Here is a 24,434-nt window from a genome sequence, read left to right as displayed (position 1 = left end):
CGTGTGACTATCGCCGCCAGCGACGCGCCTGCGGTCAGGTCAGCCTACCCGGCCAATGACGCCTTCGCCGTAGCCGGCACCACCGCCGGCTGCCAATCGTAATCCTTCATGTTAACGCGCCAGGTGCGGGCCATGAACTGGAAGGTGGCGTGGGGCCACAGGGCGGTATTGCGGCCATCGGCCTGTTGGTACCAACTCATGCAGCCGCCGTTCTGCCACACGGTGCCTTTCAGCTCTTCCTGCAACTTGTCGTTGTAGCGATCCTGCACATCCTGCTTCACATCCAGCCAGGCATCACCACGCTCATCCAGTTTACCGATGGCATCCATGATGTAGCGCACCTGGCTCTCGATCATGAAGATGATGGAGTTATGCCCCAGGCCGGTATTCGGCCCCACCAGCTGGAACATGTTCGGGTAACCACTGACGGTGGTGCCCAGGTAAGCCTCAGCGGCGTCCTTCCAGTCATCCTGCAAACGACGGCCCGGCAGGCCGGTGATCTCGAAATCCTTCATATAGATGCGCGGATCGACGATAAAACCGGTACCCAGCACCAGGCAGTCCGCCTGCTGCTCGGTGCCATCGCTGAAAACGATGCTGTTCTCGCGGATTTCCTTCACCCCTTCGGTAACCAGTGACACATTGTCCCGGTTGAAGGTGGGGTAATAGTTGTTGGAAATCAGGATGCGCTTGCAGCCCAGGGTGTAGCTGGGGATCAGCTTGCGCGCGGTGTCCTTGTCCTTAACCTGATAACGGATAAAGGCCTTCAGTGCCGGCTCCGCCAGCTTGGCCAGGCGCGGATTGAAGATCGGCACCACACGGGCCTCGTTGCTCAGATACAAACGCAGGCGATGCAGTTTACGCAGGGCCGGGAAGCGTCGGAACGCCCACTTGCTCAGCCCGGAATAGGCGCGCTCGTCACGGGGAATAATCCACGGCGGGGTGCGCTGGACCACGGTGAGCTGTTCGGCTTCCTTTGCCACGTGGGGCACATACTGAATGGCGCTGGCGCCGGTGCCGATGGACACCACCTTCTTGCCCGCCATGTCGTAATCATGGTCCCACTGGGCAGAGTGGATGATCTTGCCCTTGAAGTTTTCCATGCCCTTGAAGTTAGGGAAAGAAGGCACATGCAGGGGGCCACTGGCCAGCACCCAGTGCTGGCAGATCACCTGGGAGCCATCTGCCAGATCCAGGGTCCACAGAGCGACCTGGTCATCAAAATGGGCACCGGTCACTTCCGCATTGAAGCGGGTGAACTGGCGGATGCCATGCTTTTCGGTAACCTCATTGATGTAGCTGTGGATCTCCTGCTGGCCGCTGTAGCGGTGACTCCAGTCCGGATTGCCCTCAAAGGAAAACGAGTACATGTGCGACTGCACATCACAGGCTGCGCCCGGGTAGCTGTTGTGATTCCAGGTACCGCCCACATCGCCGCCCTTCTCCAGCAGCACAAAATCATCGATGCCAGCTTCTCGCAGCTTGATGGCCATACACAGACCGCCGAAGCCACCACCAACAATGGCCACCTTTACGCGACGGGTTTGCAGATTGATCCGGGCCTGACTTGTCATCGTTATCCTCCATGGACAGCACCGCTGTCATTCGTCATTGCCGTTACTCTAACCATGGCTGGCATCCGTGAATACGTGTTAGCCTGAGCTGAAAATTGATAATTCCGGCCAAGGCGTCTCCCCATGTCCGCTCGTTCGATCCTGGCACTGATCTATACCGTGGAACTCCTGGAAAAGGAGAAAGGACTGGATTGCGCGCCGGCACTGGCCCGCCACGGCCTGGACAAGGCCAGCCTGGACCCCAGCAGCGAGATCGGCCGGGACCGGGAACTGCTGATTTTTTCCGAGCTGCTACCCCAGGTGGATGACCCCATGCTGGGCTTCGAAATGGGCAGCCGCTTCGGCTTTGCCGGCTATGGCCAGCTCACCATGCTGCTGATGACCAGCGAGACTGCGTTTCAGGGCTTCCAGTTCGGCGTGAAATATCAGGCTCTGACCTATCTCTACGGCGAAATCGCCCTGACCCCCGGAGAACACAGCACCGCTCTGGACCTGTACCCCATCTCCCTGCCACCGGAGCTGCGCCGCACCCTGATCGACCGGGATATGGTAGGCACCTTCAAGCTGGTCAATGATATCCAGACCCAGCTCAACCTGGACCTGAAACCCGCGGAAGTCTGGATGCCCTATTCGCGACCGCCGGAGGAACAGGTGCGACGGTTCGAAGACTATTTCGGCTGCCCGATACGCTATGACCAGCCCCACTGCCGGGCGTTGATCCGCAATCAGGATCTGGCCGTGCGAATGCCAGGCTACAACAAGATGGCCCAGGACATGTACCGCGACCAGTGCGATGCCATGCTGGCCCGCCGGGAGATGCCCACCGATAACCTGGCCACCCGGGTGGCCAGCTATCTGCAGCTGTTCGTGCGCAGCTACCCCACCGCCGAGCAGGTGGCCCGGGCCTTCGGCATCCCGGAACGCAGCTTCCGGCGACAGTTAAGCAGCGAGCAAAAGCCCTTTCAGAGCATCATGGATCAGGTGCGCGAAGAGAAAGCGAAACGGTACCTGGCCGATTCAGAGAAAAGCGTGGCCCAGATCGGCGAGCTGTTGGGTTATAGCGAGTCGGCGGCCTTTGTGCGGGCGTTTGAACGATGGACGGGGATGACGCCGGCCAAACACCGTAAAAGCAGTGAATAGTTAACAGTGGACAGTTAATAGCTCGCGAAGCGAGTCTGTCTTTGCTTTCAACGATGAAGCCGCGCCCAAACCATAAGCGCGACTTCTGGCATTTAAAATCAGACAATCCTGGTCCGCGTCGCTGTTAACTGTTAACTATTCACTGTTAACTAAATCACCTGTCTTTCTTGATGCGCTCCACAATCTTCGTCGTAGAGATATCGTCGATAAAATCGAGCACCTTCACTTCACCGCCATAGCCTTGCACAAACTCGTGGCCGACTACCTGATCCACACTGTAGTCGCCGCCTTTCACCAGCACATCCGGCTTGATGGCTTCCAGCAGCGGTTCGGGGGTATCGGTGTCGAAAGGTACCACCCAGTCCACCACCTCAAGGGCAGCAAGCACCGCCATACGGCGCTCCAGGGGATTGATGGGGCGGCCAGGCCCCTTCAGCCGGCGAATGGATTCGTCGCCATTCACTGCCAGCACCAGGCGATCACCCTGGCGTCGGGCGGAATCCAGGTAGCCCACGTGACCGGCATGAATAATGTCGAAACAGCCATTGGTAAAGACGATCCGCTCACCCTGGGCGCGGGCATCTTCGATGGCAATCAGCAACTGATCTTCCGTCATCACCCCCCGGCCCAGGCCACCTTCCTGATGCACCGCCCGACGTAACTCCGGGGCGGATACCACCGCGGTGCCCAGCTTGCCGACCACGATACCAGCGGCGATATTCGCCAACGCTACCGCATCCGCCATGTCGGCACCGGCAGCCAGCGCCACCGCCAACACCGAGATCACCGTATCGCCGGCGCCGGTCACATCGAATACTTCCCGGGCACGGGCAGGCAAGTGCAGCTCCGGCTGGCCATCGCGCAGCAGGGTCATACCTTTTTCGCTGCGGGTCACCAACAAGGCCTGCAGGTCAAGATCACGGATCAGTTGCTGGCCCTTGGCAATCAGGTCCTGCTCATCTTTGACAGGGCCGGCCACCGCTTCGAATTCACTGAGATTGGGCGTCAGCAAGGTGGCACCACGGTAATGACTGAAATCCGTACCTTTAGGATCCACCAGTACCGGCACGCCGGCGTCCCTGGCCAGGGCAATCAGACCGGGGCAATCACGCAACGCCCCCTTGGCATAATCGGACAACACCAGCGCCCCGCAGTGGGCCAGCTGCTCCTTTACCTTGCTGGCGAAGGGCGCCGGGTCCTGGTCGTGGAACGCTTCCTCGAAATCCAGCCGCAGCAACTGTTGCTGACGACTGATGACGCGCAGCTTGGTGATGGTGGGGAGGCCATTAACTTTCTGAAAATGACAGCCCACTTCTGCGGCACCGAGGCGCTCCTCAAGGATGGAGGCTGCCTCATCATCGCCGGTAATGCCTACCAGCTCGGCCCGGGCGCCAAGAGCGGCCATATTCAGGGCCACGTTAGCCGCGCCACCAGGACGATCCTCCAGCTCGGTCACCCGCACCACCGGCACTGGCGCTTCCGGCGAGATTCGCCCGGTGGGGCCATGCCAATAACGGTCGAGCATGACATCACCTGCCACCAGAACGCGGGCCTTGCCAAAAGCGGGAATGTGCATAGGTTCTCCAAAACACAACAGAGCCGGATTTCGTGGCAGTGTAGCATAGCCTGATACTTAGCTAACCTGCTGAAAGTGTTCGGGGAAACACCAAAACGCCAGGGACACAGACAAAACCTGGCAAGCCGTATAGACAGTAGATGCCGCAGACTCTGGGCAGTACACTTTGCCGCCGCTACGCATCCACCGGCCAGACGGGTATCATGTCCGCCAACCGAGAGAATCCAGGGAGCCACAGGACCATATGCCGCCATTACCCCCCAACATCATGCAAGGTCGCTGGCTACGCTGGTGGCTGACCCTGTCTTTTGCAGTGATGTTCAGCGGTACTTTCCTGTTCAATTCCCGCATTGGCTTTCTCAACGTGCTGGACGTGCTGTTCTTTCTGCCGGCACTGACCTTGCTGACCCGGGCCGTGGTGAGCGGTGACTACCGCCTGATGACATCGCCGTTGCTGGTGCCCCTCTATCTGTTTATCGGCTGGGCAGCCTTGAGTTTCATCTGGGCAGAAGAGCCCAACACATCGCGAGCTGTTCGCGGCATGGTGCAGATCATCGTCATGGTTGGCATCTTCCGTTGGCTACACCTGTATTTTCGCAACACCTTCAAGCAGGCCCTGGCCAATGGCGCCCTGTGCTGCATGATCGTTGCCACCATGGTGATGATCAGTTACTACACCACCCAACCGCTTAGCAGCCCCCTGTTCAGCGAGCCGGCCAATCTGATCTTCCACCTGCCGTCCCTGGATCCCAGCGTTGCCCTGATGGCCATGGTAGCTCCCACCTTTATCCTGCTCGCCCAGGGCATGGAAGAAGGGGTTAGTGGCAAGGGCGGGCGGCGCCTGGTCGGTGCTGCTGTGGGTTTTGCCTTTCTCTGCCTGACATCACTGCCACTGGGCCTGATGACGGTAATGCTGGGGCTGAGCTGGCTGGCCAGTCGGCGGCGGCGCTCCTGGTTAGCGGTGATCCCCCTGCTGGCCGGGGTCTATCTGATGCTGGAAGGCCGCAGTGACTTCACCCTGAGCAACTATTTCCTGCATCCGCTGATTGGCAATGGCCTCAATCAGGAGACCCTCAACAGCGTTCTTGCCCAGGACAACAACCGCCTGCTCAGCCTGGCGCATCCACGCAACCTGTTCGTATTACTGATCCACAGCGTGGGTCTGGTCGGCCTGGTACTGTTCCTGGCCAGCTGGATCAGCCCCTTCACTGCTTTATTACAGCGCCAGATCAACTGGCATGAAGACGCGGCCTACTCCATCGCGGTTCTTCCCGGATTGTTCATGGCATTCGCTGCCGGCGCCTATCTGCTGGTGCCGTTTCATGCCAGCTGGCTCAGCGTCTGGTTGCCACTGGCCCTGCTGCTCGCCCGGCTGAGTGAGCGCCCCTCTATCCGCCCTAACAGCCGCTGAACTCGTCTCGAGACTTGCATGGGAAAACGTAATAACCGCCCCACCCGATTGTCTGATCCCAGGCTGTACCCTACCTGGATCGGCGTGGGCCTGTTCTGGCTGATTGGTCAGCTGCCCTGGCGTCTTTTACAGGCCACAGGCAGAGGCGTGGGGCGCCTGGCGTGGCACCTGGCAAAAAAACGGCGCCATATTGCCCAGACCAACATGCGACTTTGCTTCCCGGAGCTGACTCCTGAAGAACAGGACGCGCTGGCCCACCGCTGCGTGATCAGCACCGGCGAGGCGATCCTGGAAATGGCCGGCAGTTACAATAATCACCGCATCGACCTGAATAAAAATCTTACCGTGACCGGCATGGAGCATATCGAGGCTTGCCGGGCCAGGGGCCAGGGCGTATTGCTGCTCGGCATGCATTTCAACACCCTGGATACATGCTCGAGAATGCTGGCCACCCTGGTGGATATCCATGCGGTCTACCGCCCCAATGACAACCCGGTTATCGACCGGCTTATCGACCGGGGGCGCCGTCACTACGTTCGCAGCACCGTAGACCGTACCGATATACGGCAAATGCTGCGCCTGCTGCGCAGCGGCGAAATTGTCTGGTATGCGCCGGACCAGGACTACGGCACCGCCCACGCGGTGTTCGTGCCGTTCTTCGGCATTCCCGCCGCCACCATCACCGCCACCAGCCGCATCGCCAAGATGGGCAAGGCCGCCGTGATCCCGTGTGCGCATTACCGCTTGCCCGGAGGTCGATACGAGATCGAATTCGGCGCGCCACTCGACGGTTTCCCCAGCGGCGATGAAGAAGCCGATACCGCCCGCATCAACCAGACCATTGAGCATTATGTCCGCAAGCACCCGGAACAGTATTTGTGGGTACACAAGCGGTTCAAACATCAGCCCCCTGGCCAAGCCAAGCTTTATTGATGACCGATACGTCTCCGCTATTTCGTTTCTTTTCTCACTGGATCGTGCTCGGTCTTGTGCTGTATCTGGCCGGATTCTATATCGCCCCATCCAGCAAGTTCCAATATCTGACCCTGTATATCGGTCTAATTCTGCCGGCCTTGTATTTCAGCTTTTGGGCGTTCCGGGAACATTATCTCGCAGACGGAAAACTGCTGCTCTGGCTGTTAGCAGCTCTGATCGCCTTCTATCTTCCGTCACTATGGGCAGAGTCCGGCAGCTTGCTGAACACCCTGAGAAAGAACCTGAAGGGAATCCTGTTTGTTCTGTCCCTGGCGGTTGCCATACGCCATCTGGCGATTTATTACCCCGCATACCTGAAAAGACTACCGGACCTATTGTTATGGTGCGGAATGCTGGCATTGGTATTGTTTTTTATCAGTTTTTTGCAGACGGGCCCCCGCCATGGCGGGAATATAGGCATGGGAAACCTTGGCGACAACCCCAACGAAACAGGCCTGGCCTTTGCTATAACTCTATTACTGGCACTGTATCGGTACCAAGATGATCACAATCACTACTGGTGGCTGTTGATTCTTCCGCTGCTGGCAGCCGTCTATCTGGCCTATAGCCGCGCAGCCATGCTCGGGCTCGCTGTGACAATACCCTTTGCGCTACTATGGGGCCTTGGTTTCACTAGGGCCGCTGCTGGTTTCTTACTGGTCTGCCTGGCCGGCAGCGTCATCATGATTGCCTTGATGATTACGGGCTATCTGGATGCCGACAGCCTGCTCAGCCGCAGACCCACGCTTTGGCAGGCTTTTCTGGATAACAGTCCGCACTTCAACTTGTTGTGGGGCGCAGGCCTGACCGACAGCATTACTATCAAGACCGAAGCGTTAGGCCGAAAGCTCGAGCCTCACAGCCTTTTCTTTTCCTTGATCCTGCGCGGAGGGCTGCTAGCACTGGTAATTTTCTGCAGCTTAATAGCTCTAGCCATCACCAGAGCACGGCAACGGAAATTGACCACGGATAACATTTGGCTTCTTGTCCTGTTTTTTGGATTAGTTACACAATTTTTTGAAGGTGTTTATCCACTAAGGCCACCCAACAGTTTCTGGCTATATACATGGCTTCCACTACTAATACTGATTCTGACAACAACACGATTGAGAGCGACGTCATAATGGGTCAAGACAGCTTTCATGTACTCGCGATCGCTCTCCCCACCGAAGTGGAACGCCGCGAGCATCTCGCGAAAATGATGGCCGAATTGGGCATAACGTATTCTTTGGCTGAAACGTCCCCCCCCGTGGCACCGGAAAACTGGCCCGACGTGGGTTATGACCATGACAAATCCCTGAATATGCTGGGACGAGACCTTAGCCCTGCGGAAATTGGCTGCTTCCTGAGCCACCGCAATGCCTGGCGGGTAGCAGCAGCAACGGACAAACCCACCCTGATTCTGGAAGGCGATGCGCTGCTGAACAGTGAATCCATCTCGGTCTGTCGGGCTTTGGCCAACCGAACGGCTGACTGGGAGCTATCTATGCTCTACTACTCCAAGTGCCTGCCTTCGGTGTGGCTACAGCGGAGGCTGACAGAAGACCACCGACTGGTTAAATTCGCCAATCGACGTACCTACTGTCTTGCCGCCTATATGGTAAGCCCAGAGGGCGCGAAAAAATTGCTCACGCTCAGTGAACATTTCTACCTGCCAGCTGATGATTTTGTCTGTGGTGGCTGGGTACGCAAAGATCTGGACATGTATGCAGTCACACCCAAGGCCGCAAGCCTATGTGTGCATGCGCACCAATCCACCCTTGAAGAAGGGCGGCAAAAACGGAAACAGCGGCAACACAAGAAAAAAGACAACAGTCGCTGGCTACGGCGAATAGAGCTTTTTTTCCGGGAGCTGGGTCAGCGATACCGACCACCACGCAAAAGTCTCTAACCTGACAACGGCACAGAAAGATCCCGGATAACCTTCGCCGGCACTCCGCCCACCAAGGTATAAGGCGCAACAAATTGCGTCACTACTGCACCCGCTGCCACAACTGCACCTTCGCCAATTTCAACCCCTGCGGTCACAATAGCGCCAGCGCCTACCCAGACATCATCACCAACAACAATAGGCGCCCCAGTAGTTCCACGCCGCCCTTTCTCATTGAGATAAAGACTGTGCTGCGCCCCTTCAAAGCAGACCCTGGGGCCGATACGGCATCGCTCGCCCAGAGTGATCGGCGCCTTTGGACAGGCAAACCGCACTTCCGTATTGATAAAACACCCCTTGCCGATATGCACCTTAGCGGCACCGCCAATCGGGCGCAGCACCACAGGCCCATAGACCGTGGAGCGACCCTGCATATCAAAGCCGGCAGCCTTGAGAAACAACCAGCGCCACTTGTCACTGAAACGCAGCCGCGGCAAATGGTTCGCCAGTCCCAGGAAAAAAAACTCACGAAGAGTTTGCATGGTTAAAGCCCCCTGTCACGGAAATAGCGGCGGCGCTTGCCGACAAAACGCAGCTTCTGCTCAAGATGCTTCCAGAACTCGGAAGAGTCGGAATAACGACAAGGAAAGTTTTCTGCTGCCACCCCGTCCAGCTGCGCCTGCCAGTCATTACTGCTCTCGTAACCATGGGTGATCAGATCCTGCGCCAGCTGCGGGTATCGCAGCAGCTGCTGTTTCAGGCGTGGCAGATGCTCTCGCCAGCCAGCAATGCGCGACAGGTCCACCTGGCGGAGCCCACCGAGGGCGTTTTGAGCATCTTGTCCAGCCTTGGCCACTTCATGAAAGCGATCGAAATCATGGCTTCTACGTAAAAAAGGAAAGATATCTTCCATACGCTGCTGAACCCCTGTGGGGTCACTGACCAGATCCTCGTACCTCAGCACCATAACCCGGGGGTGCGCCTGAATATCGGTGATGGCTTTTTCTGCCCGCTTCCATACCGGATAGTTGCAGAAATACATGCCTGGCCAGGCCTTGTGCATACTGCAGATCACCGAGCGGGGATCACGCATCATGGCAATCACATAAAGATTCGGATCACGATCAAGCAGCGGCGCCATCCACAGGGCATCATTGGGCTTTTTGGAAAGCCGCAGCCCGCTTTTCTGCGGCGGCACCTTGAAGATGGTTTCTTCATGTTCAGAGTGACCTTCATGGGGATAGCAGGCCACCAGCATTTCCGCCATCAAGGTAGTGCCACTGCGTGGACACCCCACTACATGCAGATGTGTCGCGCTCATTTACCGGCTCCCAGCAATCGTATCCTGTCCTTCCAACTCACTGCCGGAGCACTCATGATCTCCGCGTCCAGCAAACCGGGGAAGGTGGCAGCACGGCAGGCCCAGGTATGCTGTTCGCTCACGATCTCCTGTCCGGCTCGGGCAATAGCCCCGGCCTTTTCAGGGTTATCCTGAAGCCATTGCAACCTTTCATGTAATTCCGCTTCACTGTCGTACAGAACCACATTCTCGTTTTCCAAGAAACCCAACTCCTGCTGCTCCAGGACCGGTTGCCGCCAGGCCAGCAATACACAGCCCGCCGCCATGGCTTCGAAATTCTTGATCATATATTCATTGAAGCCGATGTCTGCGCTGACAAACACCCGGATCTCATTGAGCAACCGATTATAGGGCTCGCCCGGGTCTGCTCGCAGAAGCTGCACCTTGCCCAGCTTTTCCTGCCTCAACAAAAAGCGCTTACGGCGCTTGTAGACCTTGTTCTTCACCCGGCCAACAAACGCAGATTCGATGGTACGGTCCAACCCCAGGTCAGTAATGGTTGTGCCGTCATAGCCCTTGGGAAGAAAACAGGCGTCGATGCCTTCCTCGCGCAGCTGTCCCGCCAGGCTGGCACCGGACACGATGATCCTTGCCTTTTCCAGGTCACGAAGCACCGCCGGGTAACGGCGATACCACTCGCTGGTGGGGACATTGTTCTGGCATACATCGTGATCGAATATCACCAGACCCGGCGCCCGTTTGAGACACTGATAACGCTTACCCAGACGGCGCAGGTTAGTATCGGCGATTACGCGATCATAGCCGCTGAAATCCGCACCATTGAAATAGGCTTCCAGGCCATGTTCCCGGGTCACTTCCACATGATCGAAATCAAAGTGCTGCTTCGCCGCTTCCCACAGAGGGCGCGTGACCATCAGCTTGCCATCGGTGGACACAACCAGGGTTTTCATAGCCAGCTCTCAATCGATTTGATGCGCGCCTCGTAAAACGCATTGAATTCCTGCCTGGCTTGCGGAGCCAAGGCTTCACGGGGACGCCAACTTTCAAAAAGGCGCTCGCGCTGATCTGCCAGGTCCTGCTCCAGCCCCCTGCCGGGCTCCCGGCTCATGCCATCCAGATCCAGGACTTGGAGCTGGCCATCCTGAAACAGAAAATTGGTATATTTGCTGTCGCCATGGCTGAACGCCATCAACCGCATTACCGCGAAAAAATCAGCCATCTGGCTCAGCGCCTGATCGCGCAAGGCGCCGCCTTCTTCGCAGATTTCCGGCAGCATACGACCATCCACATTCCTGCATACCAGATATTCACGGTCCGTCAGCCCTGACTGCTTGTTGGATAAATAGCAAACTGTCTCAGGAGTGGGAACCTGAACAAGTCCCAGATAGGCCGCATTGAGCCAGGAATTTTTCGCCCGACTCTTGAACTGGCGGGCCAGTTTCTTCCAGGTACTTTTCACGTTATAGCGCTTGATCACCAGGCTTTCGCCCTGAACCTGAAGTCGTCCGACAGTGGCGCTGTTGCCATCCTTGAGTCTTTCACTGTCTTCAAGCAAGACATCCAGCCCACGATGGAGCAAGACATCAATCAGTGGCCTGTCGTCACGTCGTCCCATACCGATGTAGCCATTACCATTGAGCTCAACAAATTCGGTACAGTTTCGCAGGGACTTTTTGACTAGTTTCCGTAAACGTATCTGCCGCGTTTTTTTCAGGGATTGCGCTAATTGCTGAGACGAAAAAGACTCTCCATAAGCGCTGACGACCTGCTGCGCCGAAGGCAAAGACAAGGGCGGAAACTGGGCGAGCAGCAGAGCCAGATTGGCAAGAGCCTTGCTCTTTTCCACGGGAGCATCGACCACGCCCACATCACCCGCATCAATTACATGCCAATTCCCGTCAGAAAAAATAAAATTGTCCAGATGAATATCATTCTGTATCACGCCCTGGCGATGCATTTTGCTGGTCAGCGCCACCAGTTCCTGCACCAGCCCGGGAATGTTTTCAGCAGACATTTTCTGCATGCGAACCTTGGCGGACACCTCACCCAAATGCTCCAGCACCAACAAGGCCGCCTCCCCGGGATAGTCGCGCAGTAATACCCGGGGAGCCGGCACCTGTTTCTCTGCCAGCGCCGCCAGTCGCTGCTGTTCGACCTGCACTTCACGACGGGAACGAGGATGCGAAGAAAACAGTTTGATAATCACCGGCTGCCCATCCAGAAGACCGGAATAGACAGCCCTACGTTCAGGCATGAAGCGCAGTAGAGCCTGCATCTCCAGCACCTGCCCGTCCACGCTCAGCGTCACCGGCAGAACGGTTTCGCGGCTGGCCAGCAAGGCCTGGGTGATGTCCTGTGACGACTCCGCCATCAGATCAGATATCCTTTCCCGGGTGTTCGTTGAACTGCAGCGGCAGCTCGGGCTCCACTTCAAAATAACGGCGATAGATTTTTTCCGCCTCGCGGCGGGCTCCTGACCAGGTGCGTCCCTCTGCCAGCGCCTGCCGCAGCGGCATGCCGCTATAGGTACGAATAAACCGCAACAGATCGCGACGGGTCATGCCGAACCGGGCGGTGGAAAAATACAGGCCACCGAGGTCCTTGATACGCCAGCGACGAGGCACCTGGCCACGCACCTGGGAGCGATGCAGGTCGATCAGATACAAGGGGCCATCCGCGTTGTTCGACGCCGCATCACTGTCGCGCATCAGAAAATGGGCGAGATAGAAATCCCGGTGGTTGATGCCCGCACCGTGCATGGTGCGGGCAATAGTGGCCACCCGCTCGATCAGTGCCCGTTTGAAAATCGCCGGCATGGCCTGTGGGTCTTTTACCCAACGCTCACCCAGATCTTCCAGGCTCAGGGTCCCCACCAGATCATCGGTAATGATGAAGGATTCCACCGACGCCGGGTTACTGCCCCGCGAGCCATAGGCGGCAATTGTCATGGTATCCAGGCCGGCGCCACGCACTGCATCGATGGCAGTCACCTCGTCCATGGCACCCAGCACCGGTAACTTGCCCTGGGTTAGATTCTTGAAAATTTCCTTCCAGCCGATGCCACCGTGGTACTTGAGAAAATAGCTGCGCCCGTTGCCGGTAAAGCGCAGGGTGCGACGCCCCTCCCGGGCCCGGAAAATTTCCCCATCCTGTTCGGCGGCCTGATCGAAAGGGTCGCGGTCGCCCCACAGGGCGACGATGTCATCGCGCAGAAAAAGTTTCACGGCGTCCAGCCCTCCACATGATCCACCACCGTCTGGGCCAGACAATAGAGGGCCGGGTTACGGCCATACTCCACCCCATTTTCCTGCCAGGGCCCAGGCAACTGGCTGACCATTTTCTGCAGGGTATCGGCCAGCGCCTGTTGACTGAACGGGGACGCAATGACTTCCCCGGAGCCGGCCTCGCGGACATAGCGGGCATAGCCACAGGTGTCCGTGGTCAGCACCGGCAATCCTGCCACCGTAGCCTCCAGCAGCACCATGCCGGCGGACTCCCGATAGGCCGGGTGCAGCAGCAGGTCTGCGGCCTGCATCAGGGCCGTGACATCATCCCGCGGACCCAGCACCAGAATGCGACGGCGCAGGGCTTCGGGCAGACCGGACAGATAAGGCTCCGCCTGATCGTTGCCCACGATCATCAACTTCACGGTTTCTGGCAGAGTGGCGAAGGCCTTCAACGCCCGGTCCAGCCCCTTGACCTTGAAGCCAGAGCCAAGAAACAGCAGCAGGGTATCCTGCTCATCGATACCCAGGCTGGCACGGGTTTGTTGCCGCAAGGCTTTGTGGTCATCAGGCCGTTGACGGTCCCTCTCGATCCCCGGCGGCAGCAAAGCATAACGGTTTTCCGCCAGCGGATAATGGCCTAGGTACTGGTCACGCTGGTCGTCGTTGAGGAACAGGATCAGGGGGCCATTGGCCGCCGTCACCGCCTGCTCCAGTTTCAGGTAGGTAGCATAACGGGGCAGCCAGCGAACCGGCTTCGGCTTGCTGTTTACGTGCTCGGCAAAACAGCTGTCGGCGGCGAAGTACACATCCAGTCCGGCCAGGCGATTGAACCCTACCACCCGGTCGAATTCTCCCGTCTCCCGGGCGGCCAGCACCCCCTTGGCAAAGGAACGCATGCGGCCATGATTGCTGCCGCCGGAAACAGCAACGCGCTGAACCGTAACCCCATCAATGGTGTCCCCCTGCCAGTCACTGACCAGGGCTACCACCTCATGGCCACGCCTCACCGCTTCGCGGGCGATACGGGCGAAATCCCGCTGCAGACCGCCATAGGGGAAGTAGTGATAGAGCGCCATGGCCAGCTTCATGCGGTACGTCTCCGCAGTTCCCGCCACACCTGTTTCGGTTTCAGGCTGCTGAAACAGGGCGGCTCCACACCCTTGCCCAGTTCTCCGCGATAGGTGCATTTTTCCTGCACGCAGGGTGCGCAGGGAAAATCTGCAGCCAGGGAGTGCGCTTGAATGCCACGCACCCCGGTCAATACCGGATCGGTAGGACCATAGAGCGCTACGCCAGGCAAGCCGGCGGCAGCGGCCAGGTGAGCCAGGCCGGTATCAACGGCAATGAACGCATCCCAACTGAGCAGTTTGTCGGTGAGCGCATCCAGCCCCATTTTCGGTAAAACCCGGGCGCCATCCAGCCCTTCGCTCAGGCGCTGGGCACGGGATTGTTCTGCATCGTTACCCCAGGGCAAAAAAACCGTATGGCCCTCACTGGTGGCTAGCTCGAGCAGCTGACGCCAGAAGGCTTCCGGATAATGTTTGGTCGGCCAGGTGGTGCCATGGCAAAACACCAGTTGTGCCGGGCGGCTCAACGGTGTGGGCACATGGCTGCGCGGCAGGCCGTAATCCGGGGCACCATCGGGCAGGTCGTAGGACAGCGCCAGCGCAAACAATTGACGCACCCGGTCGATGGCATGCTGCCCCTTCGCCACCGGCAGAGGATAATCAAGAGCTCTGGCAGACAAGCCTTCCCGGGCGGACTGCTTGTCCAGCCCGAATTTTTTTCCGCGTGCCAAACGGGTCACGAAGGCGCTCTTGATCAGACCCTGGGCATCGATCACCGCATCATAAGACGTTGCCTGAACCGCGGACTTGAATTCGGCCCATTCACCGGAACGGCGGGCCTTGAGAGGATGCTTACGCCAGCGGCGCAAGGCACAAGGAAAAACCTGATGGACCGCCGGGTGGCGACGGGCCAGGTCGGCAAAAGCCTCTTCCACCACCCAGTCCACCTGCAGTCCGGGAATGGCCGACAGCGCATCGGTCAGCGCCGGCAGGGTGTGGATCACATCCCCCATGGAGGAGGTTTTGATCAGCAGGACACGCATATCAGAACCCGCTCGCCGTCAACGTCAGGCATCCGCGCTTTCCAGCTGCTGCAGGGCGTCGATCACCTGCGAGGGGGGCAGCTGGCGCAGACAGTTCAAATGCCCCAGCGGGCATTCCCGTTCGAAACAGGGGCTGCATTCCAGCCCCAGCCGCACCACAGCCACTCTATCGCCCAACGGCGGGGTAAAACCCGGCGAGGTGGAGCCGTACACCGCTACCAACGGACGCTTGAGCGCGGCGGCGATATGCATCAGCCCGGAATCGTTGCTGACCACCGCGGTGGTAGCCGACAGCAGGTCCACTGCCTGCTCCAGGGACGTATTCCCCGCCAGTACCACGGCATGCTCATCCGCACTGTTTTCCAGCATTTCAACAATGGTATCGGCCACGGGCTGATCCTTGCCGGAGCCGAAGATCCATACCTGGCCACCGTGCTCGATCCAGTGCTGTGCTACCGCCGCATAATGATGCTCCGGCCAGCGTTTGGACGGGCCGAATTCGGCACCGGGACACAGGCCCAGCACCGGCCGTTGCGTATCAAGGCCATGTATCGCGATAGCGTCTTGAAGCGAGTCTTCACTGACTTCCAGATGCGGCGCAGTAATGGTATCCAGTTTCGGTGCCGGCGCCTCCGGTGGCAGTGCCAGCGCTACAAAACGCTGCACCATCAACGGATGGCCTTCCTTGTCCAGCTTGCGCACGTCGTTAAGCAGGCCGTAACGCATTTCCCCACGCCAGCCAATGCGCCGCGGGATCTTCGCCGACCAGGGCACCAATGCGGATTTGAGGGAATTGGGTAGCACATAACTGTGCTGATACTGACCACGCAGGGATTTGCCCAGCGCATGCCGCTCACCCAGCTTCAGATCGCCGTGGTCAAAAGGCAGCGAGAGCGCTTCGCGCACTTCCGGCATGCGCGACAGCAACGGCCGACACCAGGCAGGCGCCAGCACGTCGATGGCACAATCGGGGTATTGGCGACGCAGTTCGGAAAACAGGGTCTGGGCCATGACCATGTCGCCGACCCAGGATGGGCCGACGACAAGGATGGCGGAGGGCGAGTCGGACAAGATTGCCGGCATACGCCTGCTCAGCTCACGTAAGTGAGCCAGTCTCCGTAGTTGTCATCCAGTTTGCCGCGCACCAGGTCGAAATACACCGCCTGCAATTGCTCGGTGATTGGGCCGCGCTTGCCTTCACCGATGATGCGGCCATCCAGTTCGCGGATCGGCATCACTTCAGCGGCTGTGCCGGTGAAGAAAGCTTCGTCGGCGATATACAGCTCATCGCGGGTAATGCGTTTTTCGCGCACCGGATAACCGCGTTCTTCAGCCAGCTGAATGATGGTTTTACGGGTAATGCCGTCCAGACAGGACGTCAGTTCCGGGGTGTAAAGCACGCCGTCACGAACCAGGAATACGTTTTCGCCGGAGCCTTCTGCCACATAGCCTTCGTTGTCCAGCAGCAGCGCCTCATCGGCACCGCCGGACAGGGCTTCATTGAGGGCCAACATGGAATTCATGTAATTGCCGTTGGCCTTCGCCTTGCACATGGTGATGTTCACGTGGTGACGGGTGTAGCTGGAGGTGCGCACCTTGATGCCCAGCTCCAGGGCTTCCGGAGACATGTAGGACGGCCATTCCCAGGCTGCCACCATGACATGCACTTTCAGATTGTGGGCGCGCAGGCCCATCCCTTCGCTGCCATAAAAGGCCATCGGGCGCAGGTAAGCGTGAGGTAAATTGTTTTCCCGAATAGACGACAGGTGCGCCTCGTTGATCTGCTCTTTGCTAAAGGGCAGTTTCATGTTGAGGATATGCGCACTGTTAAAAAAGCGGTCGGTGTGATCCTGCAGACGAAAAATCGCCGGCCCCTTTGCCGTCTCATAGGCGCGCACGCCTTCGAATACGCCCATGCCATAATGCAGAGTGTGCGTCAGCACGTGAACCTTGGCGTCCTGCCAGGGAACCAGTTCGCCATCCAACCAGATAAAACCGTCTCTTACAGCCATCGACATGGCAGTGATACTCCCAGAGCTAAGGACCTGCAGGTGTCAGCCCTGCAGGTCGAACCAGTGCTTCCAGATCGCTCGCACGCCTTCACGCAAATCGCGGAATTGAGTGTCGTCGACAATGGATTTCTCTTTGCGCAACGAGGCGCGATGAGCCGCGGATCGGTAAGCGAGGTACGCTTCCCGCAGCAGGCCGGCATCCTGTGCCGACATAATATCCAGTGCAGCCAGTGTTTCGAGCAGCCGCACATTATCGGTGAAGCGGGTCAGTTCACCGTGGGAGGAGGCCCATCTCAGAACCCCGTATTGCACCATAAATTCGATATCAACGATACCACCCGGGTCCTGCTTGAGATGGAAGCGGTCCTCCCCTTTCTCCCCCAGGTGGTCGACCATCTTGTCGCGCATGGCCAGGACATCTTCGCGCAGCTTGTCCAGGGGGCGCTCGGCGCACAGCACCTGGTGACGGATCGCATCAAAGCGTGCCCGGGCCTGGTTGCAACCAGCCACCACGCGGGCCCGCACCAGGGCCTGGTGCTCCCAGGTCCAGGCATCATTAAGCTGATATTTCTCGAAGGAATCCATGGAACTCACCAGCAGGCCGGCACTGCCGGAGGGGCGCAAGCGGGTGTCCACTTCGTAGAGTTGGCCACTCATGGTACGAGTGGAAAGGATGTGGATGATGCGCTGCCCCAGGCGGGCATAGAATTGCTCGTTGGACACCGGCTTGTCGCCATCGGTCACACCACCGCTGGCCGCATCATGGAGGAACACCAGATCCAGATCGGAGTTGTGGCCAAGCTCGATACCGCCCAGCTTGCCGTAGCCTGCTACCACGAAATCCGGGCTGCAGGGCTGACCATCGGTCCGCGAGGGACGACCGTGTCGCTCCACCAGCGGCTCCCAGGCCAGCATCACCACCTGATTGAGAATGCTTTCCGCCAGCCAGGTGAGGTAGTCGCTGACCTTCATCAGTGGCAGCACCTCGGTCACTTCCGAGGCTGCCACCCGCAGCAAGTGCGCTTGCTTGAAGTTACGCAGCACCTCCATCTGCTGTTCCAGATCATCCTCGGCCACGCGCAGCAATTGCTGACGCAGCTCGTCGTCCAGCTCTGCCCGCTCCGGCGGCGAATAGAGAGTTCGCACATCCAGCAATTCGTCCAGCAGCACCGGATGCAGGGTGAGACGCTCGGCAATCCAGGGGCTGGCGCCAGACAGCTTCACCAGCTGGGTCAGGGCACTGGGGTTTTCCACCAGCAGGGCAATGTAGGCACTACGGCGCAACACGGCTTCCACAAAGGCCAGCAGCCGCACCACGGTGGTTTCGCCATGGCCCTGATAGCCCAGCGCCTCCAACAGCAAGGGCATCAGGCGGTCCAGCCGCTCGCGGCCGATCGCCTGCATGTTCTGCACCGAGCGACCTTCGCGGAAATCATTCAGATGGGCGTAGACCTTTTCGCCCTCCTGCACGCCGATGGCTGCCAGCTGAGCCGCAGCCTGATCTTCATCCAGTTCGCCCAGCCACAGATCCAGCAGCTCCTGATCGGCGCCCTGGGCGGCATCGGTTTCCTGTTCCGGGTCGGCAATCACTTGGCTGAAATGATGACGCACGCTTTCCCGGAAACGACGTAACTTGCGCTCGAAGGCGGCGCGGGCAGAAAAGCCCATGGCAAAGGTCAGACGCTGCCAGCCCAGCTCGTCGTCCGGCAGACGCTGGGTCTGCTTATCGCCCACCCCCTGCAGTCGGTGCTCCACGTCCCGCAGGAACAGATAGGCTTCGGTCAGCTCATCCGCCACATCCTCGGGCAGCAATTCCAGCTCCACCAGTTGCGGCAGCACCTTGATCAGATTCGGTTCCCGCAAGGCCGGCAGCTGGCCACCACGGATCAACTGAAACGCCTGAACAATGAACTCCACTTCACGGATGCCGCCAGCACCCAGCTTCACATCCGCCTGCATGCCCTTGCGGTTCACTTCCCGCTCAATCAGGGATTTCATCTCACGCAGGGAGTGGAAGGCGCCGTAGTCGATATACCGGCGATAGACGAACGGATTGAGCCGCTTGATCAGGCGCTTGCCGGCCTGCAGATCGCCACCCACCGGGCGCATCTTGATCAGTGCATAGCGTTCCCACTCGCGCCCCTGGGTTTCGTAGTAGCCTTCCATGGCATCGAAACCGATGGCCAGCACGCCGCTCTTGCCCCAGGGGCGCAGGCGCATGTCCACCCGGAATACGAAGCCATCAGCGGTGGGCTGATCCAGCGCCTTGATCAGCTGCTGACCCAGGCGCACGAAAAACTGGTGGTGGCTAAGGCTGCGTCGCTCACCCTCGATCTCGCCTTCATGCTCATAGGCAAAAATCAGATCAATGTCCGAGGACAGGTTCAGCTCCCGCGCCCCCAGCTTGCCCATGGCCAGCACCACCAACTTTACCGGCTTGCCATCCGGCCCCACCGGGGTGCCGCTTTTCTCGCAGGCCCAGCCATGCAGCACGGCCAGCGCTTCCTGAATCAGGGTGTCTGCCAGCAGCGACAGATCCGCCACAGTACTGTGATAATCCCCAATCCCGGCCAGATCCCGCCAGATGATGCGCACCATGTGTCGGTGGCGCAGACGGCGCAGGGCGCGCTTGAGCTCATCCTCGTTGTGGCAGGCGGCCAACTGCTCCTGCACGGTCTCACGGAGCGAACTTTCCACCAGGGCGCCACTTGGATCACTATCCTCAAGCCACTGGCCCAAGCCTGGATCACGCTGAAACTGCTGCGCCACATAGTCAGAGCCCGCCCACACACGGGGCAGGTCATCAAGCAGGGCGTCGGGGATACGATGACCGGATTCCACAAAGTGTTGCCAGTGCTGGCTGACCAGCACCGATAGTTCATCCGGCAGAGCGTGATATTGGGGTTCTTTCATGGGCGGCTATTGTTATACGGCGGGCTGCAAGCTACAAGCATCAAGCTGCAACGCGGGGAAAGAGGAGCGATATACAGGCCAACTTTGCTGCCTCGCGCTGATGGCAACGGAGTCAGCCCCCATGGAACAAACGCGGAGCCCGACCCGCACCGGTGGCACCGCCATCTCCCCGCGCCTTGTAGCTTGCAGCTTGAAGCTTGTAGCTAATTCACCCCAGCAAAATATCCTGGGACGGTGTCACCCGCATCACCTCTTCAATGGTGGTCAGCCCCTTGGCCACTTTCATGGCACCACTGATGCGCAGGGGCTTCATGCCATTCTTCAGAGACTGGCGGGTGAGCGTCTCCAGTTCGGCGCCCCGGGAAATCTGCTGTTTCAGGCCGGTATTCAGCGGCATGGCTTCATAGACCCCCATGCGGCCAAGGTAACCAGTATCCCGACACTCCAGGCAACCCACCGGCCGATAGATGGTTTCCGGCGGCTTCATCTTGAAAGGCCGCACCAGTTCCTCCCAGGCCTGCACATCGGTCTCCGTGGCTTGCTTGCAGTGGGGACAGAGAGTGCGAATAAGCCGCTGGGCCATGACCCCGAGTACCGTGGCGCTGATCATGTAGGGCGGCACCCCCAGATCTACCAACCGGGTAATGGACGACGGCGCATCGTTGGTATGCAACGTGGACAACACCAGGTGACCGGTAAGCGCCGCCTGAATCGCCATATCCGCCGTGGCCAGGTCGCGGATCTCGCCGATCATGATGATATCCGGGTCCTGGCGCAGCATGGCCTTGACCCCCTGAGCGAAACTCACGTCGATATTGGCCTGCACCTGCATCTGGTTGAAGCTGGGCTCCACCATTTCGATGGGATCTTCAATGGTGCAGACATTCACTTCGCTGGTAGCCAACTGCTTGAGAGTGGAATACAGGGTGGTGGTCTTGCCTGAACCGGTGGGCCCGGTGACAAAGATGATCCCATGGGGGTGGGACGTCATGCGCTGCCAGGCCTCGTAATCCTCGGTAGTAAAACCCATCTGCTCGAAACTGCGCACCAGCACATCCGGGTCGAACACCCGCATCACCATCTTCTCCCCGAAGGCGGTGGGCAGGGTAGAGATACGCAGCTCGATCTCATCCCCCTCCGGCGACTTGGTCTTCAAACGGCCATCCTGGGGTTTACGCTTTTCCGCCACATTCAGGCGGCTGAGAATTTTCAACCGGCTGGTCACCGCCGCCATGATCGCCGCTGGCAGTTCGTAGACATCGTGCAGCACGCCATCAATACGAAAGCGCATCTTGCCGGTTTCCCGGCGTGGCTCTAGGTGGATATCGCTGGCCCGCTGGGAGAATGCGTACTGCAGAATCCAGTCCACGATATTGACGATGTGCTGATCGTCCGCATCGTGGTGGCCCTTACCTACTTCCAGCAACTGCTCGAAGTTGGTAATGCCGGACATTTCCTGGCCGGTGTTGCCGGAGGCCCCGGCGATGGAACGGCTCAGGTTATAGAACTCAACCCGGTAGCGGCGCAGCTGCTCCGGATTGGCCAGCACCACCTCCAGCTCCCGATCGCGCAGCACCTGCTTGAGGTGGGCCTGCCAGTCACGCACGAAGGGCTGATCACAGGCTACCACCACCTTGTCGCGCAGCACCTCCACCGCCACGATGCCGTGGCGCTCGGCAAAGGCGTAGCTCATCACATTGGTAACCTGGTCCACATGCACCTTGAGTGGGTCAATATGGCAGACCGGAATACCCGCCTTTTCTCCCAGCCAATGGGTAAGGAAGTCCACATCCAGCAGCTGGTGAGTATTGGTCTGATCAGTCAGCCGATACTTGGCCAGCACCTGAATCGGATGCCAATTCAGCTCCTTCTTTTCCCGCGGCGTGGTGGAAATGACATTAAAATCCTCCTGACTGACACGCCCCTCTTCCAGCAACTCGCGCATCAGCCAGCGCACATCAATCAGCAGACCATCCAGTTTGGCGGGATTGGCGGTAGCGTTCACTCAAGACTCTCCGATTTCACTAACGGGCCGTCATGCGGCCTCATTATTTTGTCCTAGTACTGTAACCCTAACATTGAACCCCTGACAGCCCCGGCGGCTTTGACTATACTCGCGACCAGTTTCATGACACATCTGTGACAGATGCACGGTCGTGCCATGACCCGAGCCCTCTCCCTCTGGGCGACCGCCCGGGAAAGTGGGACACTGATTCCACCTGAAGCCTCAGCTTCAGGTTTTACTCTGACTCTGGATCCGAGGCGCCTATGTCCTTTGGAAGCTCCATTGCCGGCCTCTTTGGCCGCTCCCCCATCAAGCCCCTGCAGCAACACTACGACACCGTTCACGATTGTGCCCGCACCCTGGCAGATTTCTTCGCCGCCGTTACCGACGGTGACTGGGACAAGGCACGCGCTGCCCGCAAGCGCATCGCCGAGCTGGAAAACCAGGCCGACGAACTGAAAAAAGAGTTCCGCCTGAACCTGCCCAAAAGTCTGTTTCTGCCAATGCCCCGCACCGATCTACTCGATTTGATCAGCGTGCAGGACAAGGTGGCCAACAAGGCCAAGGACATCTCCGGGCTGATGCTGGGCCGGCAGATGAGCATCCCGCCGGTACTGGCCGAGGTAATGCGCGACTATGTGCAGGGCGCCATCGACACCTCTGCTCAGGCCCAGAAAGCCATCAACGAACTGGATGAGCTGATCGAGACCGGCTTCAGCGGCCGTGAAATCCAGATCGTGGAAGAGCTCATCGAAGAGCTGGACCGGCTGGAACGCAATAACGACGAGCAGCAAATCACCATCCGCTCCACCCTGTTCAAGCTGGAAAGCGAACTGCCCCCGGTGGATGTCATTTTTCTCTACAAGATCATCGAATGGGTAGGCGATCTCGCCGATCGCGCCCAGAAAGTGGGCGGCCGCCTGCAGATGTTGGTCGCACGCTAGGAGCTATCGTATGGAGTGGATGATTGAACACAGCTACCTGATGCTGTTGCTGGCCGGCGCTTTCGGCTTTCTGATGGCCTGGGGCGTGGGCGCCAACGACGTGGCCAACGCCATGGGCACCTCGGTTGGCTCCGGCGCCCTGACGGTCAAGCAAGCCGTGATGATTGCCATCGTCTTTGAGTTCTGTGGTGCCTATCTGGCTGGTGGCGAAGTCACTGCCACCGTGCGCAAGGGCATCGTCGATGCCGGCGTCTTTGCCGAGTTCCCCCACTATCTGGTGTACGGGATGATGTCCGCCCTGCTGGCCGCCGGGATTTGGCTGATCGTGGCCTCCTGGTTCGGCTGGCCGGTCTCCACTACCCACTCCATCGTCGGCGCCATTGTCGGCTTTGCTGCTGTGGGCGTGGGCATGGATGCGGTCAACTGGGGCAAAGTGGGCAACATCGTCGCCAGTTGGGTGACCTCTCCCTTACTGGCAGGCTTTATTTCCTTTGCCCTGATCAAGAGCGTGCAGAAACTGGTACTCAACCAGGACGACCCCTTCCAGCGAGCCAAGCGGGTGGTGCCCTTCTACATGTTCCTGGTGGGCTTCGCGATTAGCGCCGTCACCCTGCTGAAAGGCCTCAAGCATATCGGCCTGGAAATCAGCTATGGCGCCAGTCTTGGCTGGTCCGCCGTTGGCGGCCTGATAGTCGCCGTGATCGGCGCCGCTATTCTCAGCCGTATCCAGCCCAACCCGGAAGCCGACAAGGATTTCCGCTTTCACTCCGTGGAGCGCATCTTTGCCGTACTGATGATCTTCACCGCCTGTGCCATGGCCTTCGCTCACGGCTCCAATGATGTGGCCAACGCGGTGGGGCCGCTAGCCGCCATCAACAGTGTCATCGTCAACGAAGGCGTAATCGGCGGGGAAGCCGCCATGCCAGGCTGGATTCTGCTGGTCGGCGCCATGGGCATCGTCTTCGGCCTCGCCATTCTCGGCGCTCGGGTGATGGCCACGGTGGGCAAGAACATCACCGAGCTGACCCCCAGCCGCGGCTTCGCCGCCGAGCTGGGCGCTGCCGGCACGGTGATCCTGGCCTCCGGCACTGGCCTGCCCATCTCCACCACCCACACCCTGGTGGGGGCGATCCTGGGTGTCGGCATGGCCCGCGGCATCGGCTCACTGAACCTGCGGGTGGTCAGCACCATCTTTACCTCCTGGGTGGTGACCCTGCCGGCCGGGGCCCTGCTGTCCATTCTGTTCTTCTACTTCTTCAAGGGCCTGTTCGGGGCGTAGCAGAAGCCAGACGCAGGACGCTTGATGCCTGACGCTAACGCCGCCCTTCGGGGCGGCGTTTTTGTTTCTGTTCAGCG

General features: G+C 59.0%; 20 protein-coding genes. 7 read left to right on the top strand and 13 right to left on the bottom strand.

Annotated elements, in window-relative coordinates:
* Nucleotides 1–44 precede the first annotated feature (44 nt).
* A complete protein-coding gene (locus tag ACMG4N_RS05000) occupies nt 45–1,574 on the bottom strand; it encodes a flavin-containing monooxygenase (protein ID WP_297769532.1) in 1,530 nt (509 codons plus the stop codon).
* Between the two features lie 123 nt (nt 1,575–1,697).
* On the opposite strand from ACMG4N_RS05000, the gene ACMG4N_RS04995 reads away from it, so the two are divergent.
* Nucleotides 1,698–2,714: an AraC family transcriptional regulator gene (locus ACMG4N_RS04995; protein ID WP_297769530.1), complete on the top strand. Its 1,017-nt coding sequence runs from the start codon at nt 1,698–1,700 to the stop codon at nt 2,712–2,714.
* A 154-nt stretch (nt 2,715–2,868) separates the two neighbouring features.
* On the opposite strand, the gene hldE is transcribed toward ACMG4N_RS04995, so the two are convergent.
* On the bottom strand, nt 2,869–4,290 hold the full coding sequence (hldE, locus tag ACMG4N_RS04990; protein WP_297769527.1) for a bifunctional D-glycero-beta-D-manno-heptose-7-phosphate kinase/D-glycero-beta-D-manno-heptose 1-phosphate adenylyltransferase HldE: 1,422 nt from the start codon (nt 4,288–4,290) through the stop codon (nt 2,869–2,871).
* A gap of 244 nt (nt 4,291–4,534) precedes the next feature.
* Between hldE and ACMG4N_RS04985 the strand changes: the two genes are divergently transcribed.
* From ACMG4N_RS04985 to ACMG4N_RS04970, 4 genes are read left to right on the top strand one after another with little or no spacing between them, the layout of a single operon-like run.
* Nucleotides 4,535–5,701 carry a hypothetical protein gene (locus ACMG4N_RS04985; protein WP_297769524.1) on the top strand — a complete coding sequence of 389 codons (1,167 nt, stop codon included), beginning with the start codon at nt 4,535–4,537 and terminating at the stop codon, nt 5,699–5,701.
* A gap of 18 nt (nt 5,702–5,719) precedes the next feature.
* Nucleotides 5,720–6,634, top strand: coding sequence for an LpxL/LpxP family Kdo(2)-lipid IV(A) lauroyl/palmitoleoyl acyltransferase (gene lpxL / locus ACMG4N_RS04980; RefSeq protein ID WP_297769521.1), 915 nt, complete (start codon nt 5,720–5,722; stop codon nt 6,632–6,634).
* Complete coding sequence (locus ACMG4N_RS04975; RefSeq protein ID WP_297769517.1) at nt 6,634–7,800, top strand: O-antigen ligase family protein; 1,167 nt, start codon at nt 6,634–6,636, stop codon at nt 7,798–7,800. The genes lpxL and ACMG4N_RS04975 overlap by 1 nt, the downstream gene beginning before the upstream one ends.
* Complete coding sequence (locus tag ACMG4N_RS04970) at nt 7,800–8,567, top strand: glycosyltransferase family 25 protein (protein WP_297769514.1); 768 nt, start codon at nt 7,800–7,802, stop codon at nt 8,565–8,567. Before ACMG4N_RS04975 ends, ACMG4N_RS04970 begins: the two co-directional genes overlap by 1 nt.
* Here the strand turns inward: ACMG4N_RS04970 and ACMG4N_RS04965 are convergent.
* The 11 genes from ACMG4N_RS04965 to ACMG4N_RS04915 all read right to left on the bottom strand — a co-directional run bounded on the left by ACMG4N_RS04965 (nt 8,564) and on the right by ACMG4N_RS04915 (nt 22,074).
* Entirely contained in the window at nt 8,564–9,088 is a 525-nt protein-coding gene (locus ACMG4N_RS04965; RefSeq protein WP_414433025.1) for an acyltransferase, read from the bottom strand. The genes ACMG4N_RS04970 and ACMG4N_RS04965 overlap by 4 nt on opposite strands.
* A gap of 2 nt (nt 9,089–9,090) precedes the next feature.
* Nucleotides 9,091–9,867, bottom strand: coding sequence for a sulfotransferase family protein (locus tag ACMG4N_RS04960; RefSeq protein WP_297769512.1), 777 nt, complete (start codon nt 9,865–9,867; stop codon nt 9,091–9,093).
* Nucleotides 9,864–10,817 carry a glycosyltransferase gene (locus ACMG4N_RS04955; RefSeq protein WP_297769509.1) on the bottom strand — a complete coding sequence of 318 codons (954 nt, stop codon included), beginning with the start codon at nt 10,815–10,817 and terminating at the stop codon, nt 9,864–9,866. The genes ACMG4N_RS04960 and ACMG4N_RS04955 overlap by 4 nt, the downstream gene beginning before the upstream one ends.
* Nucleotides 10,814–12,238, bottom strand: a complete 1,425-nt coding sequence (locus ACMG4N_RS04950; RefSeq protein ID WP_297769505.1) for a lipopolysaccharide kinase InaA family protein — start codon at nt 12,236–12,238, stop codon at nt 10,814–10,816. Before ACMG4N_RS04950 ends, ACMG4N_RS04955 begins: the two co-directional genes overlap by 4 nt.
* 4 nt (nt 12,239–12,242) lie before the next feature.
* Nucleotides 12,243–13,091 carry a lipopolysaccharide core heptose(I) kinase RfaP gene (gene rfaP / locus ACMG4N_RS04945; protein ID WP_297769502.1) on the bottom strand — a complete coding sequence of 283 codons (849 nt, stop codon included), beginning with the start codon at nt 13,089–13,091 and terminating at the stop codon, nt 12,243–12,245.
* Complete coding sequence (locus tag ACMG4N_RS04940; protein WP_297769500.1) at nt 13,088–14,182, bottom strand: glycosyltransferase family 4 protein; 1,095 nt, start codon at nt 14,180–14,182, stop codon at nt 13,088–13,090. Before ACMG4N_RS04940 ends, rfaP begins: the two co-directional genes overlap by 4 nt.
* On the bottom strand, nt 14,179–15,204 hold the full coding sequence (gene waaC, locus ACMG4N_RS04935; RefSeq protein WP_297769498.1) for a lipopolysaccharide heptosyltransferase I: 1,026 nt from the start codon (nt 15,202–15,204) through the stop codon (nt 14,179–14,181). The genes ACMG4N_RS04940 and waaC overlap by 4 nt, the downstream gene beginning before the upstream one ends.
* A gap of 24 nt (nt 15,205–15,228) precedes the next feature.
* Nucleotides 15,229–16,287 carry a lipopolysaccharide heptosyltransferase II gene (waaF, locus tag ACMG4N_RS04930; protein ID WP_297769495.1) on the bottom strand — a complete coding sequence of 353 codons (1,059 nt, stop codon included), beginning with the start codon at nt 16,285–16,287 and terminating at the stop codon, nt 15,229–15,231.
* An 8-nt stretch (nt 16,288–16,295) separates the two neighbouring features.
* Nucleotides 16,296–17,222 (bottom strand): branched-chain amino acid transaminase, encoded by a 927-nt coding sequence (locus ACMG4N_RS04925; protein WP_272962728.1) that lies wholly within the window; start codon nt 17,220–17,222, stop codon nt 16,296–16,298.
* Nucleotides 17,223–17,258: 36 nt separating this feature from the next.
* On the bottom strand, nt 17,259–20,129 hold the full coding sequence (gene glnE, locus ACMG4N_RS04920; protein WP_297769491.1) for a bifunctional [glutamate--ammonia ligase]-adenylyl-L-tyrosine phosphorylase/[glutamate--ammonia-ligase] adenylyltransferase: 2,871 nt from the start codon (nt 20,127–20,129) through the stop codon (nt 17,259–17,261).
* A 208-nt stretch (nt 20,130–20,337) separates the two neighbouring features.
* Nucleotides 20,338–22,074 (bottom strand): GspE/PulE family protein, encoded by a 1,737-nt coding sequence (locus ACMG4N_RS04915; RefSeq protein WP_297770809.1) that lies wholly within the window; start codon nt 22,072–22,074, stop codon nt 20,338–20,340.
* 323 nt (nt 22,075–22,397) lie between these two features.
* Between ACMG4N_RS04915 and ACMG4N_RS04910 the strand changes: the two genes are divergently transcribed.
* Both ACMG4N_RS04910 and ACMG4N_RS04905 read left to right on the top strand, forming a co-directional pair.
* Nucleotides 22,398–23,078, top strand: coding sequence for a TIGR00153 family protein (locus ACMG4N_RS04910; RefSeq protein WP_272975561.1), 681 nt, complete (start codon nt 22,398–22,400; stop codon nt 23,076–23,078).
* Nucleotides 23,079–23,088: 10 nt separating this feature from the next.
* Complete coding sequence (locus ACMG4N_RS04905) at nt 23,089–24,357, top strand: inorganic phosphate transporter (RefSeq protein ID WP_272975560.1); 1,269 nt, start codon at nt 23,089–23,091, stop codon at nt 24,355–24,357.
* Nucleotides 24,358–24,434 lie beyond the last annotated feature (77 nt).

The sequence above is a fragment of the Alcanivorax sp. IL2 genome (assembly GCF_047495475.1).
Taxonomy (GTDB): domain Bacteria; phylum Pseudomonadota; class Gammaproteobacteria; order Pseudomonadales; family Alcanivoracaceae; genus Alcanivorax.
Note: the sequence above shows the minus strand (reverse complement) of the source record. Positions and strands in the feature narration are given on the sequence as shown.

Bases quoted from the DNA above. Each gene is read 5' to 3' on its own strand.
- ACMG4N_RS04950 (WP_297769505.1), bottom strand. From the start codon at position 12,238: ATGGCGGAGTCGTCACAGGACATCACCCAGGCCTTGCTGGCCAGCCGC.
- ACMG4N_RS04965 (WP_414433025.1), bottom strand. From the start codon at position 9,088: ATGCAAACTCTTCGTGAGTTTTTTTTCCTGGGACTGGCGAACCATTTG.
- hldE (WP_297769527.1), bottom strand. From the start codon at position 4,290: ATGCACATTCCCGCTTTTGGCAAGGCCCGCGTTCTGGTGGCAGGTGAT.
- ACMG4N_RS04915 (WP_297770809.1), bottom strand. From the start codon at position 22,074: ATGCGCGAGTTGCTGGAAGAGGGGCGTGTCAGTCAGGAGGATTTTAAT.
- ACMG4N_RS04995 (WP_297769530.1), top strand. From the start codon at position 1,698: ATGTCCGCTCGTTCGATCCTGGCACTGATCTATACCGTGGAACTCCTG.
- ACMG4N_RS04985 (WP_297769524.1), top strand. From the start codon at position 4,535: ATGCCGCCATTACCCCCCAACATCATGCAAGGTCGCTGGCTACGCTGG.
- ACMG4N_RS04970 (WP_297769514.1), top strand. From the start codon at position 7,800: ATGGGTCAAGACAGCTTTCATGTACTCGCGATCGCTCTCCCCACCGAA.
- waaC (WP_297769498.1), bottom strand. From the start codon at position 15,204: ATGCGTGTCCTGCTGATCAAAACCTCCTCCATGGGGGATGTGATCCAC.
- ACMG4N_RS04940 (WP_297769500.1), bottom strand. From the start codon at position 14,182: ATGAAGCTGGCCATGGCGCTCTATCACTACTTCCCCTATGGCGGTCTG.
- ACMG4N_RS04910 (WP_272975561.1), top strand. From the start codon at position 22,398: ATGTCCTTTGGAAGCTCCATTGCCGGCCTCTTTGGCCGCTCCCCCATC.
- ACMG4N_RS04905 (WP_272975560.1), top strand. From the start codon at position 23,089: ATGGAGTGGATGATTGAACACAGCTACCTGATGCTGTTGCTGGCCGGC.
- ACMG4N_RS05000 (WP_297769532.1), bottom strand. From the start codon at position 1,574: ATGACAAGTCAGGCCCGGATCAATCTGCAAACCCGTCGCGTAAAGGTG.
- ACMG4N_RS04925 (WP_272962728.1), bottom strand. From the start codon at position 17,222: ATGTCGATGGCTGTAAGAGACGGTTTTATCTGGTTGGATGGCGAACTG.
- ACMG4N_RS04960 (WP_297769512.1), bottom strand. From the start codon at position 9,867: ATGAGCGCGACACATCTGCATGTAGTGGGGTGTCCACGCAGTGGCACT.
- glnE (WP_297769491.1), bottom strand. From the start codon at position 20,129: ATGAAAGAACCCCAATATCACGCTCTGCCGGATGAACTATCGGTGCTG.
- lpxL (WP_297769521.1), top strand. From the start codon at position 5,720: ATGGGAAAACGTAATAACCGCCCCACCCGATTGTCTGATCCCAGGCTG.
- ACMG4N_RS04955 (WP_297769509.1), bottom strand. From the start codon at position 10,817: ATGAAAACCCTGGTTGTGTCCACCGATGGCAAGCTGATGGTCACGCGC.
- waaF (WP_297769495.1), bottom strand. From the start codon at position 16,287: ATGCCGGCAATCTTGTCCGACTCGCCCTCCGCCATCCTTGTCGTCGGC.
- ACMG4N_RS04975 (WP_297769517.1), top strand. From the start codon at position 6,634: ATGACCGATACGTCTCCGCTATTTCGTTTCTTTTCTCACTGGATCGTG.